The organism is Delftia sp. HK171 (assembly GCF_001886655.1).
GTDB classification, from domain to species: domain Bacteria; phylum Pseudomonadota; class Gammaproteobacteria; order Burkholderiales; family Burkholderiaceae_C; genus Comamonas; species Comamonas acidovorans.
The window spans coordinates 4,330,990-4,349,738 of record NZ_CP018101.1 but is presented as its reverse complement, the minus strand read 5'-3'; the positions used below and the strand labels follow the sequence as shown (position 1 = coordinate 4,349,738).

At 67.9% G+C, this 18,749-nt stretch carries 15 protein-coding genes and 1 pseudogene; 14 read left to right on the top strand and 2 right to left on the bottom strand.

What is annotated here, in order from left to right; all coding sequences use genetic code 11:
* Positions 1–77 precede the first annotated feature (77 nt).
* From BO996_RS19600 to BO996_RS19560, 9 genes are read left to right on the top strand one after another with little or no spacing between them, the layout of a single operon-like run.
* Positions 78–1,637 carry an aldehyde dehydrogenase family protein gene (locus tag BO996_RS19600; protein ID WP_071956176.1) on the top strand — a complete coding sequence of 520 codons (1,560 nt, stop codon included), beginning with the start codon at positions 78–80 and terminating at the stop codon, positions 1,635–1,637.
* Positions 1,634–2,881, top strand: a complete 1,248-nt coding sequence (locus BO996_RS19595; protein WP_071956175.1) for an ABC transporter substrate-binding protein — start codon at positions 1,634–1,636, stop codon at positions 2,879–2,881. The genes BO996_RS19600 and BO996_RS19595 overlap by 4 nt, the downstream gene beginning before the upstream one ends.
* Positions 2,882–2,895: 14 nt before the next feature.
* The gene (locus BO996_RS19590) at positions 2,896–3,768 is read left to right on the top strand and encodes a carbohydrate ABC transporter permease (RefSeq protein WP_016446303.1); all 873 of its coding nucleotides are present in this window, start codon (positions 2,896–2,898) and stop codon (positions 3,766–3,768) included.
* Complete coding sequence (locus tag BO996_RS19585) at positions 3,761–4,645, top strand: carbohydrate ABC transporter permease (RefSeq protein ID WP_071956174.1); 885 nt, start codon at positions 3,761–3,763, stop codon at positions 4,643–4,645. Before BO996_RS19590 ends, BO996_RS19585 begins: the two co-directional genes overlap by 8 nt.
* Before the next feature lie 28 nt (positions 4,646–4,673).
* Positions 4,674–5,789, top strand: a complete 1,116-nt coding sequence (locus BO996_RS19580; protein WP_071956173.1) for an ABC transporter ATP-binding protein — start codon at positions 4,674–4,676, stop codon at positions 5,787–5,789.
* Complete coding sequence (locus tag BO996_RS19575) at positions 5,786–7,321, top strand: GMC family oxidoreductase (RefSeq protein WP_071956172.1); 1,536 nt, start codon at positions 5,786–5,788, stop codon at positions 7,319–7,321. Before BO996_RS19580 ends, BO996_RS19575 begins: the two co-directional genes overlap by 4 nt.
* Positions 7,318–8,103 (top strand): 3-ketoacyl-ACP reductase, encoded by a 786-nt coding sequence (locus BO996_RS19570; RefSeq protein WP_046239201.1) that lies wholly within the window; start codon positions 7,318–7,320, stop codon positions 8,101–8,103. The genes BO996_RS19575 and BO996_RS19570 overlap by 4 nt, the downstream gene beginning before the upstream one ends.
* Positions 8,104–8,114: 11 nt before the next feature.
* Complete coding sequence (locus BO996_RS19565; protein WP_071957167.1) at positions 8,115–9,728, top strand: GMC family oxidoreductase; 1,614 nt, start codon at positions 8,115–8,117, stop codon at positions 9,726–9,728.
* Positions 9,729–9,742: 14 nt separating this feature from the next.
* Positions 9,743–10,924 carry a dihydrodipicolinate synthase family protein gene (locus BO996_RS19560; RefSeq protein ID WP_071956171.1) on the top strand — a complete coding sequence of 394 codons (1,182 nt, stop codon included), beginning with the start codon at positions 9,743–9,745 and terminating at the stop codon, positions 10,922–10,924.
* Positions 10,925–11,001: 77 nt separating this feature from the next.
* On the opposite strand, the gene argC is transcribed toward BO996_RS19560, so the two are convergent.
* Positions 11,002–11,970 (bottom strand): N-acetyl-gamma-glutamyl-phosphate reductase, encoded by a 969-nt coding sequence (gene argC / locus BO996_RS19555; RefSeq protein ID WP_071957166.1) that lies wholly within the window; start codon positions 11,968–11,970, stop codon positions 11,002–11,004.
* Between the two features lie 119 nt (positions 11,971–12,089).
* Between argC and BO996_RS19550 the strand changes: the two are divergent.
* Positions 12,090–12,973 (top strand): annotated as a pseudogene (locus tag BO996_RS19550) (LysR family transcriptional regulator).
* Positions 12,974–13,026: 53 nt separating this feature from the next.
* Here the strand turns inward: BO996_RS19550 and BO996_RS19545 are convergent.
* On the bottom strand, positions 13,027–13,986 hold the full coding sequence (locus BO996_RS19545) for a LysR family transcriptional regulator (protein ID WP_013801970.1): 960 nt from the start codon (positions 13,984–13,986) through the stop codon (positions 13,027–13,029).
* Between the two features lie 125 nt (positions 13,987–14,111).
* Between BO996_RS19545 and BO996_RS19540 the strand changes: the two genes are divergently transcribed.
* Genes BO996_RS19540 through BO996_RS19525 form a run of 4 tightly spaced genes read left to right on the top strand, consistent with a single transcriptional unit; the run spans position 14,112 to position 18,696 of the window.
* Positions 14,112–14,963, top strand: coding sequence for an aldo/keto reductase (locus BO996_RS19540; RefSeq protein ID WP_043821588.1), 852 nt, complete (start codon positions 14,112–14,114; stop codon positions 14,961–14,963).
* A gap of 9 nt (positions 14,964–14,972) precedes the next feature.
* The gene (locus BO996_RS19535) at positions 14,973–16,403 is read left to right on the top strand and encodes an MFS transporter (protein ID WP_071956170.1); all 1,431 of its coding nucleotides are present in this window, start codon (positions 14,973–14,975) and stop codon (positions 16,401–16,403) included.
* Positions 16,400–17,617, top strand: a complete 1,218-nt coding sequence (locus BO996_RS19530; protein WP_071956169.1) for a (R)-mandelonitrile lyase — start codon at positions 16,400–16,402, stop codon at positions 17,615–17,617. The genes BO996_RS19535 and BO996_RS19530 overlap by 4 nt, the downstream gene beginning before the upstream one ends.
* Entirely contained in the window at positions 17,617–18,696 is a 1,080-nt protein-coding gene (locus BO996_RS19525) for an alpha/beta hydrolase (protein WP_442856932.1), read from the top strand. Before BO996_RS19530 ends, BO996_RS19525 begins: the two co-directional genes overlap by 1 nt.
* Positions 18,697–18,749: the final 53 nt, after the last annotated feature.

Sequence of the window (18,749 nt, the reverse complement as noted above, 5' to 3'; positions counted from 1 at the left end):
GCCGACCTGCCGACCAGCCGACCAGCCGATTCGCCGTCCCGCCCTTGCCCCCTGAACCACCCAAGGAGACCGCCAACATGACTGCCGCGAACCCGCCTCCAGCCCATGCAACTGCAGTGAATGCAGGGGCCATGGCCGGCCTCATCCACAGGCCCCCGTTCCATGGCCGGCTGCTCATCGATGGCGCCTGGGCCGATGCGGCCGACGGCGCGACGCTGGAGCGCCGCTCCCCGGCCCACAGCACCGTGGCCAGCATCCATGCGCGGGCCGGGCGGGCCGATGCCGCGCGTGCCATTGCCGCAGCACGCCGCGCTGCGGACCACGGGCCCTGGCCCCGCATGAAGGGTGCGCAGCGCGCCAGCGTGCTGCGTGCCGTGGCCGAACGCCTGCTGGACCGCAGGCAGGAATTGGCGCGTATGGAGACGCTGGAGACCGGCAAGCCGCTGGCCCAGTCGCTGGACGAGGTGGGCGCGGCGGCCGACCTGTGGCACTACGCCGCCGCGCTGGCGCGCAACCTGCATGGCGACAGCTATGACACGCTGGGCGAGCAGACGCTGGGTGTGGTGCTGCGCGAGCCGCTGGGCGTGGTCGGCATCGTCACGCCCTGGAACTTTCCCCTGCTCATCGTCAGCCAGAAGCTGCCCTTTGCGCTGGCCGCCGGCTGCACGGCCGTGGTCAAGCCGGCCGAGGAAACATCGGCCACCACGCTGATGCTGGGCGAGATCCTCATGAACGCCGGCCTGCCGCCCGGTGCCGTCAACATCCTGCCAGGCGGCGGTGGCGCTGTCGGCGAGGTCCTGGCCGCGCACCCGGACATCGACATGCTGTCCTTCACCGGCTCCACGGAAACTGGCCGGAAGGTGGCCGCAGCATCGGCGCAGACCCTCAAGAAGCTGTCCCTGGAGCTGGGCGGCAAGAACCCCCAGATCGTCTTTGCCGACTGCGACTTCGAGGCGGCCGTCGATGCCACGGTGCTGGGCATGCACTTCAATGCCGGCCAGTGCTGCAACAGCGGCAGCCGCGTGCTGGTGCAGGCGGCCATCGCCGAGCGCTTCGTGGCCGCCGTGGCCGAGCGCGCTCTGCAGGTGCGCGTGGGCGATCCGCTGGACCAGGGCGTGCAGGTGGGCGCCATCACCACGCAGCGCCAGCTGGACGCCATCCTCACCCACATCGAGGCCGCGCGCCAGGCCGGCGCCCGCGTGGTGCTGGGCGGCGGCCGCATGGCGCGCCCGGGCCTGTATGTGGAGCCCACGGTGCTGGCCGGCGTGACGCCGGACATGGCCATTGCCAGGCAGGAGGTCTTCGGGCCCGTGCTCGCGGTGCTGGTCTTCGAGGACCTGGACGATGCGATCGACCTGGCCAACGCCACGCTCTACGGCCTGTCGGCCGCCGTCTGGAGCCGTGACTTCAGCACCTGCCTGGCGGCGGCGCGGCGCATCAAGGCCGGCACGGTCTGGGTCAACACCTTCCTCGAAGGCCATGCCGAGCTGCCTTTCGGCGGCTACCGCCAAAGCGGCCTGGGCCGAGAGCTGGGCCGCCGTGCCGCCGAGGACTACACCCAGGCCAAGACCCTGCACATGCACCTGGGTGCGCGCAGCCACTGGTATCTGCCCATCCACGAAGGAGACACGGCATGAAGCGGCCACTGACTGCCATGGCGCTGGCCATGGCCCTTGCCACACCGCCGGCCGCCATGGCCGGGCAGAGCGTCGAGGTTCTGCACTGGTGGACCGCTGGCGGCGAGGCCGCCGCGCTGAACCTGCTCAAGAGCGGGCTGGAAAAGCAGGGCGTGCGCTGGAACGACATGCCCGTGGCCGGTGGCGGCGGCGAGGCGGCCATGACGGCGGTGCGCGCCCGCGTGACCTCGGGCAACCCGCCCACGGCGGTGCAGATGCTGGGCTTCGACATCCTGGACTGGGGCGGTCAGGGCGTGGTCGCCGACCTGGATGCCCTGGCCGCGCGCGAGGGCTGGGACAAGAGCGTGCCGCAGGAGGTGCAGAAATTCTCGCGCTACCAGGGCCGCTGGATCGCGGCGCCGGTCAACATCCATTCGACCAACTGGCTGTGGGCCAACCGGCAGGTGCTGGCCCAGGCGGGCGTGACGGCCGAGCCGGCGAGCTTTGACGAATTCATCGCGGCGGCGCGCAAGGTGCGCCAGGCCGGCTTCATCGCCATCGCCCATGGCGGCCAGCCCTGGCAGGAGGCCATCGTGTTCGACAGCGTGGCCCTGTCCACGGGCGGCGCCGACTACTACCGCAAGGCCTTCATCGAGCGCGATCCGGCCACCATCCGGTCGGCGACCACGCGCAAGGTATTTCAGCGCATGGCGCAGATCCGCAGCCTGGTGGACAAGGATTTTTCGGGGCGCGACTGGAACGTGGCCTCGGGCATGGTCATCGCCGGCAAGGCGGGCTTCCAGATCATGGGCGACTGGGCCAAGGGCGAGTTCCTCAACGCCGGCAAGCAGCCCGGCAAGGACTTTGCCTGCTATCGCTTCCCGGGCACCCAGGGCATGGTGGCCTTCAGTACCGACCAGTTCGTGATGTTCAGGCTGTCCGACGCGGGCAAGGCGGCCGCTCAGCGCAAGCTGGCGGCCGCCATCATGGAGCCGGCCTTTCAGTCGGCGTTCAATGTCGTCAAGGGTGCGGCGCCTGCGCGCCTGGACGTGGCGGATACGGCCTTCGACGAATGCGGCAAAAAGGCCATCCGCGACGTGGCCGAGGCCGATGGCCGGCGCAGCATGCTGGGCTCCATTGCGCTGGGCCATGCGACGGCCGCATCGGCCAAGAACGCCATCTATGACGTGGTCACGCGCCACTTCAACGGCCAGATCGACGATGCCAGGGCCGTGGCCGAGCTGGCCTCGGCCCTGGCCGACTGATGGAGGGCCCTGCCATGAAGGCCGGCTGGCTCCCCAGGCTGCTGCTCAGCCCCAGCGTGCTGCTCACGCTGGTGTGCGTGTACGGATGCATTCTGTTCACGGTCTATCTGTCGTTCACGGCATCGACCCTGCTGCCGCGCCATGAATGGGCCGGCACCGCTGCCTACACGCGGCTGCTGGGGCTGGAGAACTGGAAGATCTCGGCGAACAACCTCGCGGTGTTCGCCAGCCTCTACATCGCCATTGCCATGGCGCTGGGCCTGGTACTGGCCATCCTGATCGACCAGAAGATCCGCGCCGAGGCCGTGCTGCGCTCCATCTTCCTGTACCCCATGGCCCTGTCCTTCATCGTCACGGGGACGGCGTGGAAATGGCTGCTCGACCCCGGCGTGGGCCTGGAAAAATCCATGCACCTGCTGGGCTGGCAGGGTTTTGCGTTCGGCTGGATCAAGGACGGCGACATGGCCATCTACTGCGTGGTCATCGCCGCCGTGTGGCAGACCAGCGGCTTTGCCATGGCCCTGTTCCTGGCGGGCCTGCGCGGGGTGGACTCCGAGCAGATCCATGCGGCGCGGCTCGATGGCGCGCGCACCTGGCAGGTCTACTGGCGCATCATCCTGCCGCAATTGGGGCCGGTTTTCGTATCGGCCTTCGTGATCCTGGCGCACATGGCCATCAAGTCCTATGACCTGGTGATTGCGCTGACCAATGGCGGGCCCGGCCGCTCGACCTGGCTGCCCTCGGTGTTCATGTACCAGTACTCGTTCACCCGCAACGAGATGGCCGTGGGCGCGGCCAGCTCGGTGCTGATGCTGCTGGCCGTGGGCGCCATCGTCCTGCCCTATCTCTGGGGCGCCATGCGCAGCGCAGGAGGTCGCCATGACTGAGCTGCACACACCCTGGTCCTTGACACGGCGGCTTCAGCCCTGGCGTGTGCTGCTGTATGCGGCGCTGGTCCTGCTGGCGGCGGTCTTCCTGCTGCCGGTCTATGTGATGCTGGCCAATTCGTTCAAGCCGCTCGACGAGATCCGAAGCGGCCACCTGCTGGCGCTGCCCGGCCAGTGGACGCTGGCGCCCTGGCGCAGCGCCTGGAGCACGGCGCAGATCGGCGTGCAGGCCACGGGGCTGCGGCCGTTCTTCCTCAATTCCTTCCTGGTGGCCGTGCCATCCGTGCTGCTGTCCACGGCCCTGGGCGCGCTCAACGGCTGCATCCTGACCCAGTTCCGTTTCCGGGGGGCGGACCTGCTGTTCGGCGCCATCTTGCTGTCGGTCTTCATTCCATTCCAGATCGTGCTGATCCCCATGGCCAAGATGCTGGGGGTGCTGGGCCTGGCGGGCAGCCTCAAGGGCCTGGTCTTCGTCAACACGGTGTACGGCATAGGCTTCACCACGCTGTTCTTTCGCAACTACTACGCGGCCTTCCCGGCCGAGCTGGTGCGCTCGGCGCGCATGGATGGCGCGGGGTTCTTCGGGCTGCTGTGGCGCGTGCTGCTGCCCAACAGCCTGCCCATCGTCGTGGTGGCCGCGATATGGCAGTTCACCAGCATCTGGAACGAGTTCCTGTTCGGCGCCTCGTTCAGCGATTTCAGCTCCTACCCGCTGACCGTGGCGCTGAACAACCTGGTCAACAGCAGCACCGGCGTCAAGGAATACAACGTCCACTTCGCGGGGGCGTTCATCGCGGCCTTGCCGACGCTGGCCGTTTACCTGGTGTCGGGCCGGTTCTTCGTGCGCGGGCTGATGGCCGGCGCCGTCAAAGGCTGATGCCCAGCATCTTCCAGTGAGGCATTCCATGGCATTCCTTGATCTCGACCGCATCCACAAGCGCTTCGGCGCGGCCAGCATCCTGCAGGACATCAGCATTGCCGTGCAGGAGGGCGAATTCCTGGTCCTCGTCGGCCCGTCGGGCTGCGGCAAGAGCACGCTGATGAACATCATCGCGGGCCTGGAGCCGCCCAGCGGCGGCCGTCTGGCGCTGGGCGGCCGCGACATCACCCACGCGGCGCCGGCCGAGCGCGACATCTCCATGGTGTTCCAGTCCTATGCGCTGTACCCCAACATGACCGTGGCGGGCAACATCGGCTTTCCGCTGGAGATGCGCAAGGTGGACAAGTCGCGGCGCCTTGCGCGGGTGCAGGAGGTGTCCAGGCTGCTGCAGATAGAGCACCTGCTGGGGCGCAAGCCGCGCCAGCTGTCGGGCGGCCAGCGCCAGCGCGTTGCCATAGGGCGGGCGCTGGCGCGCGAGCCGCAGCTCTACCTGTTCGACGAGCCGCTGTCCAACCTCGATGCCCAGCTGCGCGTGGACATGCGCGCCGAGATCAAGAAGCTGCATCAGCGCCTGGGCGCCACCATCATCTATGTCACGCACGACCAGATCGAGGCCATGACCCTGGCCACACGCATCGCCGTCATGAAAGGCGGGGTGCTGCAGCAGCTGGGCACGCCGCAGCAGGTCTACAACCGGCCGGCCAACACCTTTGTGGCGGGCTTCATGGGGTCGCCGCGCATGAACCTGCTGCCTGCGCGCGTGGGTGAGGGGGTGGGTGAGGGGCAGGGCGGTCCCTTCCTCGATATCGGCGGCCAGTCCCTGCCCCTGCCGCAGCCGCTGGCCACCGCGCTGCAGGGCCATGCGGGCCGCGAAGTCATTGCCGGCATACGTGCCGAGGCCGTGGGCCTGGCGCCCGAAGGCGTGCCGGCCGCCCCCGGCCAGGGCCTGGCCGAGGCCCGCGTCGAACTGCTGGAGCCCACCGGATCGGACACGCTGGCCCTGCTGAAGCTCGGTGGCCATGCGTTCACCGCGCGGCTGCCGCCCGATGCGCCGTTGCGCGCCGGGGACAGGGCACGCCTGCTGATCGACCTGTCTCGGCTGGTCTGCTTCGATGCCGCCACCCAGGCGCTGATCGCATGACCGCCATGGCGCACAACGGGCTGGACTGCGATGTGCTCATCATCGGCTCGGGCGTGGGCGGCTCGGCCGTGGCCCTGCAACTGGCGGACAGCGGTGCGAGCGTATGGGTGCTGGAGCGCGGCCCGGTGCTGCCGCGCGAGGCGCAGAACTGGGACATCGAGGCCGTCTTCGCCGAAAGACGCTACCAGACCGACGAGGTCTGGTACGCCAGCGGGCGGGCGTTTCGGCCCGGCATGTTCTATTTCGTGGGCGGGCACACCAAGTTCTACGGCACGGCCATGCTGCGCTTTCGGCAGCGCGATTTCGAGGCGGTGGAGCATGAGGAGGGCATCTCGCCCGCCTGGCCGCTGCGCTATGCCGATCTCGAACCCTGGTATGCCCTGGCCGAGCAACTGTTCGGCGTGCGCGGCCAGGGCGGCGCCGACCCCACGGAGCCGCCGCGCAGCACGGCCTATGCCCATCCCCCGGTGCCGCACGAGCCGCTGCTTTCGCGCATCGAGCAGCGCTTGCGTGCCCAGGGCCTGCGGCCGTTTCCCATGCCCTGCGCCATCGACCTGGGACCGGGCGGGCACTGCCGGCGCTGCGCCAATTGCGACGCCGTGCCCTGCATGGTGGGGGCCAAGGGCGATGCCGAAACCTGCCTGCTGCGGCCTGCGCTGGCGCGCCGCAATGTGCGGCTGCACACCGGCGTGCACGTTCAGCGCCTGCTCACCGATGCGGGCGGGCGGCGCGTCGTCGCGGCCGAGGTGGTGGACCGCGGCGTGGCGCGCCGCATCACGGCGGGGCTGTTCGTGCTCAGTGCCGGTGCCATCAACTCGGCGGCCCTGCTGCTGCGCTCGGCCATTGCGCGGCATCCGCGCGGCCTGGCCAATGGCAGCGACGTGGTGGGCCGCCACTACATGACGCACAACACCACGGCCCTGATGGCATGGCACCCGTTCAGGCGCAACCGCACGCGCTTTCCCAAGACGCTGGCGCTGCACGACTTCTATTTTGGCGACGGCGCGGGCGGCCCGCCGCTGGGCAGCCTGCAACTGCTGGGAAAGATCCGCGAGCCCATGCTGCGTGCCGCCCTGCCGGGCACCCCGAGGTGGCTGCGCAGCGCGCTGGCCGAGCGCAGTGTGGACTGGTACGCGCAAAGCGAGGACCTGCCCCACCCCAGCAGCCGCGTCACGCTGCGCGCGGACGGAGCCATCGACCTGCACTGGCACCGCACCAACCTGCGCGCCCACCAGCGTTGGGTGGCGCGCTGCGCCCAGATACTGCGCGGCACCGGCTACCCGCTGGTGCTGTCGCGCGGCTTCGGCACCGAGGTGGTGTCGCACCAGTGCGGAACGGTGCGCCTTGGGAGTGATCCGGCCACCTCGGCGCTGGACCCGCAGTGCAAGGCCTGGGAGCTGGACAACCTGTATGTGGTCGATGCGGGATTCTTCCCGTCCTCGGCCGCAGTCAACCCCGCGCTGACCGTGGCTGCCCAGGCCCTGCGCGTGGGCAGTCACCTGCGTCACCACCTTCAGGAGCTGCTGCCATGAATCCGCAATCGACGGCACGGCGCCCCGTGGCCCTGGTCACGGGCGGCAGCCAGGGCATAGGCGCTGCCATTGCGCTGCAACTGGCGCACGACGGCTTTGACGTGGCCATCACCACGCTGCAGGACGATGGTGCCAGTGACGGCGCCAGCGTCGCGCAGATCCAGGCCTGCGGCGCGCGTGCGCTGCATGTGCGCGGCGACCTGGCCGACGTGCACGACCACGCTCGTGTGCTCGATGCGGTCTGCGCCTGGGGCGGTGTGCCGTCCTGCCTGGTCAACAACGCAGGCATGGGATCGCCGCGCCGCGGCGATCTGCTGGACATCCGCGCCGAGGACTTCGACCGGGTGATGGCCACCAACCTGCGCGGCAGCTTCTTTTTCACGCAGGCCGTGGCGCAGCGCATGCTGGCTGCGCCTTCGGGCGCTGCGCGGTCCATCGTCACCGTGTCCTCGGTCAGCGGCGAGATGGCGTCGGTGGAGCGCGGCGAGTATTGCCTGTCCAAGGCCGGCCTGGGCATGCTGACGCGCCTGTTCGCGCTGCGCCTGGCGGCGCACGGCATTGGCGTGTTCGAGCTGCGCCCCGGCATCGTCCGCACTGCCATGACGGCGGGCGCTGCCGATCGGTACGACGGCCTGATCGCTGCGGGCCTTGTGCCCATGGGCCGCTGGGGCCGGCCCGAGGACGTGGCGCAGGCCGCCAGCGCGCTGGCAAGCGGCAGGCTGGCGTTTGCGACGGGGTCGGTGCTGCATGTGGATGGCGCGCTCTCCATCGCGCGGCTGTGAGGAGGATGACCATGGACAGCTATGACTACATCATCACGGGCGCGGGCTCGGCCGGCTGCGTGCTGGCCAACCGGCTGAGCGCCGACCCCTCGGTGCGCGTGCTGCTGCTGGAGGCCGGGGGCTGGGACTCGCATCTTCTGTACCACTGGCCTGCGGGCTTTGCGCGCATGACCCGGGGCCGGGGCTCCTGGGGATGGCAGACCGTGCCGCAGCGGCATCTGAACCAGCGCGTGCTGCGCTACACGCAGGCCAAGGTCATCGGTGGCGGCTCGACCATCAACGCCCAGCTGTACACGCGCGGCGTGCCGGCAGACTATGACGACTGGGAGCGCCTGGGCGGCGCCACGGGCTGGTCGTGGCGCGACGTGCTGCCGTACTTCAAGCGTTCGGAGAACAACCAGCGCTTTGCCAACGAGTACCACGGCTACGGCGGCCCGCTGGGCGTGTCCTGCCCCGTCAGCCCGCTGCCCATCTGCGAGGCCTTCTTCCAGGCCGGCCAGGAAATGGGCATGCCCTTCAACCCCGACTTCAACGGCGCCGCGCAGCAGGGCCTGGGCTACTACCAGCTCACGCAGTGGAATGCGCGCCGTGCGTCGGCGGCTACCGGCTTCATCGATCCGGTGCGCATGCGCCGCCCCAATCTGACCATCCAGCTGCAGACCCAGGCGCTGCGCGTGCTGGTGCAGGGCCGGCGCGCGGTTGGCGTGGAGGCGGTCTCGGGCACCAGCCGCACGCCTTTCAGCGTGCACGCCAGCCGCGAAGTCATCGTCTGCTCGGGCGCCATAGGCTCGCCCAGGCTGCTGATGCACTCCGGCATAGGCCCTGCCGACCATCTGCGCAGCGTGGGGCTGGCGCCTGTGCATGACCTCCCTGGTGTCGGCTCCAACCTGCAGGACCACCTGGACCTGTTCGTGATCGCCGAATGCACGGGCGACCACACCTACGACAAATACCAGCGCCCCTGGCACGCGGCCTGGGCGGGCCTGCAGTACCTGCTGCTCAAGAAAGGGCCGGCCGCCTCCAGCCTCTTCGAGACCGGGGGCTTCTGGTATGCCGACCCCGATGCGCTCGCGCGCTCGCCCGACATCCAGTTCCATCTGGGGCTGGGCTCGGGCATAGAAGCCGGAATGACCGGGCTGGAGAACGCGGGCGTGACGCTGAACACGGCCTACCTGCGCCCCCGCTCGCGTGGCACGGTCCGGCTCGCGGATGCAGACCCGGCGTCGGCGCCATTGATCGATCCCAACTACTGGGCCGACCCACATGACCGGGCCATGTCCATCAAGGGCCTGCGCCTTGCGCGCAAGCTGCTGTGCCAGCCCGCGCTGCGGCGCTACGTGCACGGCGAGGTATTGCCGGGCGGACATCGGGACAGCGATGCCGAACTGTCTGACTACGCCTGCGCCCATGCCAAGACCGACCACCATCCCGTGGGCACCTGCCGCATGGGCCCCGAGCACGACCCGGACAGCGTGGTGACGCCGCAACTGCAGCTCATCGGCATGGAGGGGCTGCGCGTGGCCGATGCGTCCGTGATGCCCTTCATCCCCTCGTGCAACACCAACGCTCCCACCATCATGGTGGCCGAGAAGGCTGCCGACCACATCCTCGGCCAACTGGCTTGAGGCAGGAGACCCCCATGCAGATCCTCCTTCCCCGAAGCGACGGCCGTCTCGTGCCACTGGCCATGAGGGCCAGTCCCATCGCTCCCGCGGGCCCGGCCCCTGCCTTCAACCGCAGCGTCTATGCAGCGGCCCATGTGGTGATCGACCCGTTGGCCGCCACGCATCCCTGGGATGGCCCGCCTGCCATCGACTGGGAGGCGACGCTGGCCTTCCGCGAGCATCTGTACCGCCTGGGCTTCAAGGTCGCCGAAGCCATGGACACGGCCCAGCGCGGCATGGGCCTGGACTGGCCATCGGCACGCGAACTCATCCAGCGCAGCGCGCGCCATGCGCGGGCAGTGGGCGGCCAGCTGGCCTGCGGCGCGGGCACCGACCAGCTGGCGGCGCAACCCGGGGTCACGCTGGCACAGGTCGAGGGGGCCTACCGCGAGCAGATGGACGTGGTGCAGGCCGAAGGCTGCCCCGTGGTCCTCATGGCCAGCCGCGCCCTGGTCCAGGCCGCGCGCGGCCCGCAGGACTATCTGCAACTCTATGACCGGCTGCTGGACGCGGCCGACCAGCCCGTGGTGCTGCACTGGCTGGGCGAGATGTTCGACCCTGCGCTGCGCGGCTACTGGGGCAGTACGGACTTGGCGCAGGCCCTTGATACCGTCGCCGCGCTGATCGCAGCGAAAGCGCCCAAGGTCGAAGGCATCAAGGTATCGCTGCTCGATGCGCAATGGGAGAGGGCGCTGCGCCGCAGGCTGCCTGCGGGCGTGAAGATGTACACGGGTGACGATTTCCACTACGCCGAACTCATGGCCGGCGATGGGACGGCAGCCGGTGAGGGCGGCCACTCCCACGGCCTGCTGGGCATCTTCGACCCCATCGCCCCGGTGGCGGCCGTGGCGCTGGCCGAACTGGCCCAGGGCCGCAGGGGACGCTTCCGGGAACTGCTGGATCCCACGGTGGCGCTGTCGCGCGAGATTTTTTGCGCGCCCACGCGGCATTACAAGGCAGGCATCGTGTTCCTGGCCTGGCTCAATGGCCACCAGAAGCACTTCTCCATGGCCGGTGGAATGCAGTCTGCACGCGGGGCCGTGCACTTTGCCAAGGTGTTCGAGCTGGCCGATGCCTGCGGTGCGCTGGCCGACCCGGAACGGGCCAGCGCGCGCATGAAAAGCTATCTGTCGGTGGCCTGTGGCGTCGAGGCTTGAAGCAGGATTGCCCGGATCTTGCCCGTCTTCCCCAGGCCGGCAGCTCACACCGCACTCACTCCACGCTCACGCCAGGCTCACACCACGCTCAGGGATTCATCGCATCCTGGCTGCAGCATCGGCTGCAGCCCGAGCATCAGATCAAGGTTCTGCACCGCCGCGCCGGCGGCGCCCTTGCCCAGGTTGTCGAACACGGCGGTCAGCAGCACCTGCTGCTCCTGCGGCTGTCTGAACACCGCGAGCCGCATCCGGTTGCTGCCATTGAGCGCGCGCGGGTCGAGCCGCTGCGCATCGGCGTCCTCCTCCAGGGGTTGCAGCTCGATGCAGGGCTGGCCCTGGTACCGCGCATGCAGCGCAGCGTGCAGGCTGCGGGCGGTCACACCGGCGGGCAGCAGCCGCAGATGCAGGGCGATGGTCAGCACGATGCCTTGCCGGTAGTGGCCATAGGCCGGCACGAACACCGGCGCATGGGCCAGGCCGGCATGCTGCTGGATCTCGGGCACGTGCTTGTGGTGCAGACCCAGGCCATAGACCTGCAGGGGCACGGCAGTCGCGGCGGCAGCGCCCTCATGGTCCAGCAGCCCTGCGCGGCCCCGTCCCGAATAGCCCGATACCGCGTGAATGGCCAGCGGGTAGTCGGGCGGCAGCAGGCCCGCGTCGATCAAGGGCCTGAGCAGTGCCAGCGCACCTGTCGGATAGCAGCCGGGATTGCTGACGCGCCGGGCATGGGCGATGCGTTCAGCCTGGCCTGCCTCCAGCTCCGGCAGGCCATAGACCCAGCCCGGCGCGGTGCGATGCGCAGAACTCGCATCGATCACGCGCACGCCGGGCCGGCGCACCAGCGCCACGGCCTCGCGCGCAGCCTCGTCCGGCAGGCACAGCAAGGCGATGTCGCAGTCGTTGAGCGCCTCGGCGCGGTGCGCCGTGCTTTTGCGCTGGTCGGCCGGCAGCTGCAGCAGGCGCAGGTCGGTCCGATCCGCCAGCCATTCGCGCACCTGCAGGCCGGTGGTGCCTTGGTCGCCATCGATGAAAACAAGAGAGGTCATGGGTTGCTCCGATTGGGTGTGGAGCGCATGTTGCAGCGCCTGCCGCATGCAGGCCAGTTGAATCTGACAAACTACGGATTCATGATTCCTGAATTGCTGGCAACCTGGGACACCGCACCATGCGCGAAATCAATCTGGACCGTCTGCGCACCCTGCTGACGGTGGCCGACCTGGGCTCATTCGTTGCCGCCGCCAAGGTGCTGCACCTGGCGCCGCCCACGGTGACGCTGCATGTGGCGCAGCTCGAAGAGCGTCTGGGAACACGTCTATTGCACCGCGCACCGGCCGGCGTCACCGCCACATCGGCGGGTAGCCTGCTGATAGACAAGGCGCGCCAGCTCCTGGCCGAGGCCGACGATCTCCTGCAGACCGTGCAGCGCCAGATCGCCACGCGCGGGGCCGCGTGCGCCTGGGCGCCTCCACCGGCGCACTCGCGCACCTGTTGCCCCAGGCGCTGGAAACCCTGGCCGCCCGGCATCCCGAGATCGATGTGCAAGTGGCGGTGATGACCAGCGAGGAAGCCCTGGCGCGCCTGGCTGCCGGCAGCCTGGACATCGGCATCGTTGCCCTGCCGCAGCCCGTGCTGCGCGGGCTGCAGGTGCAGGCCTGGCGCCAGGACCCGGTGCTGGCCTTCATCCCGGCCGCCTGGAAGCCGCCGCGGCACATCACGCCCGCGTGGCTTGCGGCCCGCCCCCTGATCGCCAACGACCGTGGCACCCGGCTGTCGCGCCAGACCGCCGAATGGTTTGCCGCAGGCGGCGCCCGGCCGCAGGCACGGATCGAGCTGAACTACAACGACGCAATGAAGAGCCTGGTGGCAGCGGGCTACGGCGCCGCGCTGCTGCCCCATGAGGCCGGCGCACCGCAGCCTGACCCACGCATCACCACGCGACCCCTGCGGCCAGCACTGTCAAGGGCGTTGGGCATCGCGCATCGCAAAAGGCCGGATGACGACGCGACGACGGTGACGATTGAGGTTTTGATGGGGATGCGGGGGCGTTGAAGGGGGAGGGGCGCCGTGAGTTCGGGGCCATGGCTGATGTTGCTTGCGCCGCATCAAGCGCGGCCTGGTCGCCCGACTTTGCCCCGGAGCTCGCTCGGGTTGAGTACGTACTCCGGGCTGTCCACCAGACGTTGAACGGCCAAATCGATGAATGCACGGGCTCGTACTGGCTGGGACGACCTGCTTCCGAAGTAGACGAAGTAGCTGGCGTAGTCCGGCATGTGGTCCACGAGGATCGGGATCAGCTTGCCGGAGCGGATAAACGGTGCCGCGGTGACGCCCGCGAGCTGGGCCAGCACCTTGCCGGCCAGGACGGCTTGCAGCTCAAACAGCTCGTCGTTGCTGCAGATCGTCGGGGCGACTGGCTGGTCGGCGGCCTGGCCGTCGATCTTCACCCGCCACGGCAGCACTTTCCCCGTGCTCGGATGCCGATAAGCGCTGCAGCGGTGTGTGGCCAGGTCAGCCAACGACTCGGGCACACCGTGCTTCGCGAAGTAAGAAGGTGCGCCGCAGATGGGCAACTGAACCGGGAACAGCCGTCGTGCAATCACGCCCTCATGGGGCGACGGGCCGAGGCGAAAGCCTACGTCCACGCGATCCTCCACCCAGTTGCCGATACGGTCGTCCAGCAAGACGTCGGGCTGGATCCCTGGATGCATATCGCAAAACTCGTCGACCAGGCGCCAAAGAATCGGCTGGAACGTGGTGCGAGGTCCCGTGATGCGCAGCGGGCCCGCAAATTCATCCCGTGCCGACTTGGCGGACTGCAGCGCTCTGTGCATTCCCGTCACGGCCGGCCGCACGTCTTCGAACAGCCGCTGTCCTGCATCGGTCAGCGACATCACACGCGTTGTCCGATGGAACAGGCGCACGTCCAGATGGGCTTCCAGCTGGGCCAACGCCTTGCTCGCCGCCTGGGGGCTGATGCCAAGGTCTGCTGCAGCTTTGCGCAAGCTGCCAAGTTCCGCTGCCTTGATGAAGGTCGTGATGGATCGAAGCTCGTTGATCGCCATGAGTGGCCTCCTCGCGGCTTTCATTGTCATTGAATTGATGCTAATTCAACAACTCAAATGCATCTATTCAGATGCCAGTCCCTTGCCTAAAGTTCGTGCCATCGAACCTCTACAAGGCAAAGCTCATGCAACACGTCGTTCTGAACAACGGTCTTCACATGCCCATGGTCGGGTATGGCGTCTTCCAGATCGCCGATGCCAATGAGTGCCAGCGCAGCGTCGTCGACGCCATCGAAGCCGGCTACCGGCTGATCGATACCGCAGCCTCCTACATGAACGAAGAAGCGGTCGGCAAGGGATTGCGCTCCAGTGGCGTGCCGCGTGACCAGCTCTTCGTCACCAGCAAGCTCTGGGTGCAGGAGACCGGCTACGAGCGCACGCAGCAAGCCATCGACAAGTCCCTGCGTCGGCTGCAGCTCAGCTATCTCGACCTGTACCTGATTCACCAGCCCTTCGGCGACGTCCACGGGTCGTGGCGCGCGATGGAGGACGCCTACCGCGCGGGCAAGCTGCGCGCCATCGGCGTCAGCAACTTCCAACCGGACCGCCTGATGGACATCAAGGCGTTCAACGAGATCGCACCGGCGGTCAACCAAGTCGAAGTGAATCCCTTCCAGCAGCAGTTGGAAGCCGTGCCGTTCATGAGACAGATGGGTGTGCAGGCCGAGGCCTGGGCTCCGTTTGCCGAAGGCCGCAATGGCCTCTTCCAGAACGAAGTGCTGATCGGCATCGCCCGGCACTACGGCAAGTCGGTCGGCCAGGTGGTGCTGCGCTGGCTGGTACAGCGCGGGATCGTCGCGCTCGCCAAGTCCGTCCGCAAGGAGCGCATGGCAGAGAACATCGCCATCTTCGACTTCGCACTCAGCGACGCCCACATGGCAATCATCGCCACGCTCGACACCAACACGAGCAGCTTTTTCTCTCACCGCGACCCGGCCATCGTCAAGTGGATGTCCGAGCGCAGGCTGGACATCTGAGTGACCGCGATGAACGCCGCGCAATCCTGCCCCATCCGCAACGAGAACAAGGTCCTGGCCATCATCGTTGCCAGCTACCTGATGATCGTCGTGGACATCTCCATCGTCATCACGGGTCTGCCCCGCATCCAGGCAAGCCTGGGCTTCACTTCGGCGCAACTGTCCTGGGTGACCAATGCCTACACGCTGGCTTTCGGTGGCTTGCTGCTCCTGGGTGCTCGCGCTGGCGACATCCTGGGCCGCCGGCGGATGTTCATCCTGGGGCTGGCGCTGTTCACACTCGCCTCCGTCTCCATCGGCCTGGCGCCTGGCGCAAGCTGGTTGCTGGTCTCCCGCGCAATTCAAGGTGTAGGCGCCGCCGTCCTTGCGCCGTCCACGCTCGCACTGCTGTCCACGCATTTCGCGGAGGGGCCAGGCCGCACCCGGGCGCTCTCGCTGTACGCGGCGGCTGCCGGTGTCGGCGCAACCCTGGGCCTGGTCCTGGGCGGCCTGTTCGCTGATTTGGTGTCCTGGCGCGCAGGCTTTTTCATCAACCTGCCGATAGGGTTGCTGTTGATCGTCGCTGCGCGTGGCCACATTGCCGAGACCCAGAAGCAGGAAGGCCAGTTCGACGTGGGCGGCGCCCTCAGCTCGACCATAGGGATGACGGCGCTGGTCTACGGCCTGGTTAGAGCAGCCGAAGCTGGCTGGCACGATGGCCTCGCACAGGGGGCCCTGGTCGGCGGCATGCTGATGATCCTGCTCTTCATCGGCATTGAGCGCCGGGTCCGGCAACCCATCCTGCCGCTGCGCCTGTTCACCAGCCCGCAGCGAGCTGGTGCGTACATCACGCGCATGCTCTTCCTGGGCGGCGCCGTCGGCTTCTGGTTCTTCTGTACGCAGTTCCTGCAGGGCGTGCTGCATCTGCGGCCCATGCAAGCCGGCATTGCCTTCCTGCCCGTGACGCTGCCCAACTTTGCCTCGGCCATGGCCGTGCCCGGGCTGGCCCGCCGCTTCGGCAACGAGACGCTGCTTCTCGCCGGCCTGCTGCTCGGAGTGGTGGGCCTCGCCTGGTTGGGTCAAGCGCATGCGCTATCGAGCTATTGGACCGGCATCGCCCCGCCCATGGTCCTGATCGGACTGGGCCAGGGCTTGTTGCTGGCGCCGTTGACCGCGGCCGGTGTGGCGGGAGTGGCGCGTGAGGACGCGGGTGCTGCCTCCGGCCTGGTCAACGTGGCTCACCAGTTGGGGGGAGCACTGGGGCTTGGGCTGCTGGTTCTTGTCTTCGCCAGCGCTGGTTCGTCCATCGAGCAACAAGACAGTGCTGCCCTCGCGCATCGCATTGCTGCCGTCATGGACGTGGCTGCTTTGTTGCTCGGCCTGGCGCTGATCGTCTCGTGGTTCTTTATCGTCAAGCCGCACCGCCGCCATCAGGCGAAACAACAGGAGGCGCTCTCGTGAAATCACTGCTTTCAATGGCCCTGAGCGGTGCGGTGACCGCCGCTGCGGCGCAGTCTGCCGGTCCTGGCGCAATGCCGCCCGTCGTCGAAGTTCGCTCCGCGTCTGCGCAGCAGGTCAGCGTTGGATCGGCCCAGACGTTCACCGGCGACGTCCGCATCAGCTCACCCTTTCAGGCGCTGCTCCCCGGAACGGCCGGTGGAGCGACCGTCACGTTCACGGCCCGTGCGCGGACGGCCTGGCATACCCATCCGCTCGGTCAGACGCTGATCGTCACCGAGGGACAGGGCCTTGTGCAACAACAAGGCCAGCCGGCGCTCATCATTCGCCCTGGCGATGTCGTGACCATCCCGCCCAACGTGCGCCACTGGCATGGCGCCGGGCCTTCAGGCTCCATGACCCACATCGCCATCGCCGAGAAAGAAAACGGCAGCTCCGTGGCCTGGCAGGACAAACTCTGCGAGCAGGACTACCAGGCCGCCGTGGTGAGCGCAGGCCTTTCCGCGATGACCGGCCAGAGGGCACAGCAGCCACGGAAGCCACAGGAGCCACAGAGGGTCGTGCAGCCTGCGTCCGATTCGCTGAGCCCCAGGCAACGCGCCATTCCGCTCATGGCCGCCTTCACGGCAATCAGTGACATGCCCCGGCTGGGCATGGCACTGAACCAGGGGCTGGACGCGGGCATGACAGTCAGCGAGGCCAAGGAAGTCCTGGTGCAGCTCTATGCCTACGCGGGCTTCCCCAGAAGTCTCAATGCGCTCGGCGAACTGCTCAAGGTCGTCGAGCTGCGCAAGCAGCGCGGCGTGCAGGACGCTCCGGGTCACGACCCCAGCCGAGCCGTGTCCACCGGCCGTGAGTTGGTGCTGGCCGGCCAGGCCAATCAGACCGAGATTTCAGGTGGACCGGTCCAGGGCCCGGTGTTCGAGTTCGCGCCGATCATCAATCAGTTTCTGCAGGCGCACCTGTTTGGCGACATTTTCGAGCGCGACAACCTCGATTGGCGCAGCCGCGAGCTGGCCACGGTCGGAGCGCTGGCTGCGACACCGGGTGCAGAGAACCAGCTGCGGTCCCACATGCGAGCCAGCCTGCGCATGGGTCTGACCGCATCGCAACTGCGGCAGCTGAGCCAAGCGCTGGCGCAAGAGGTCGGCCCCGAGGTGGCAGCCCGCGCCAATGACGCACTCGTGCAGGCCCTCGACGCTGCATCAAAAGGCTGATGATGAGCATCACCCGCATCTTCCGCGCAGGAGCACTTGTCTTGGCTTTATCGCTGGCAGGTTGCGCCTCTCATTCGGACAGTTCGCCGAGGCCCCTGGTCATTCAGCGCCAGGGCAGCTTCGCGGTCGGTGGCGTTGTGAAGACGGTGCCCGGCGTCTACGACAACGACAAGCCGACAAGCGCAGGGCAAAGCTTCCACGGCGATCACCTCTACGCCTTCTATCAGGTCCCGCAGAATCCGAGGCCTTTGCCCATCGTGATGCTGCACGGTGCCTTCCAGTCGGCTCGGAGCTGGGAAACGACGTCGGATGGCCGCGAGGGCTTCCAGAACCTGTTCCTGCGCCGCGGCTTCCCGGTCTACCTTGTCGATCAGCCGCGCCGAGGCAGGGCCGGCAACAGCACCGTCGCCACGACGACCGAGCCGACGCCCTACGACCAGCTGTTCTTCGACCAGTTCCGTTTTGGCAAGTGGCCGTGCTATTTCGACAACGTGCAGTTCGACCGCCAGCCGGAGACACTGAACCAGTTCCTGCGCTCGGTGACGCCGAACACCGGCGCCTATGACGCCAACGTGATCGCCGAGGCGATGGCTGCGCTCTTCACCAAGACAGGCCCGGCCATCCTCTTCACGCACTCACAGGGCGGCGGACCTGGCTGGCTGACAGCCATCAAGAGCGCCAACGTCAAGGGCGTCGTGGCGTTCGAGCCGGGCAGCGGCTTCATCTTCCCGCCGGGGGAGCTGCCGGCCGCCATGCCCAGCGCTGCGGGAACCCTGGCGCCGGAGGCTGTATCGGCACAAGACTTCCAAAAGCTCACCCGCATCCCCATCGTCATTTACTACGGCGACAACTTCCCCACTGAGCCCACCACCGAGCGCGGCCAGGACAACTGGCGCGTCCGGCTCGCCATGGCTCGCCTTTGGGTGGACGCCGTCAACAGGCACGGCGGAGATGCGCAGCTCGTGCATTTGCCGGAGATGGGCATACGCGGGAACACCCACTTCATCATGTCCGACCTGAACAACGTCCAGATCGCGGACCTGGTGTCTTCCTTCCTCACCAGGAAGAGGCTCGATTGACCCTTTCGCCTGGTTCGCAAGAACCGCACAGATGTCTCAGTAGATCGGACGAC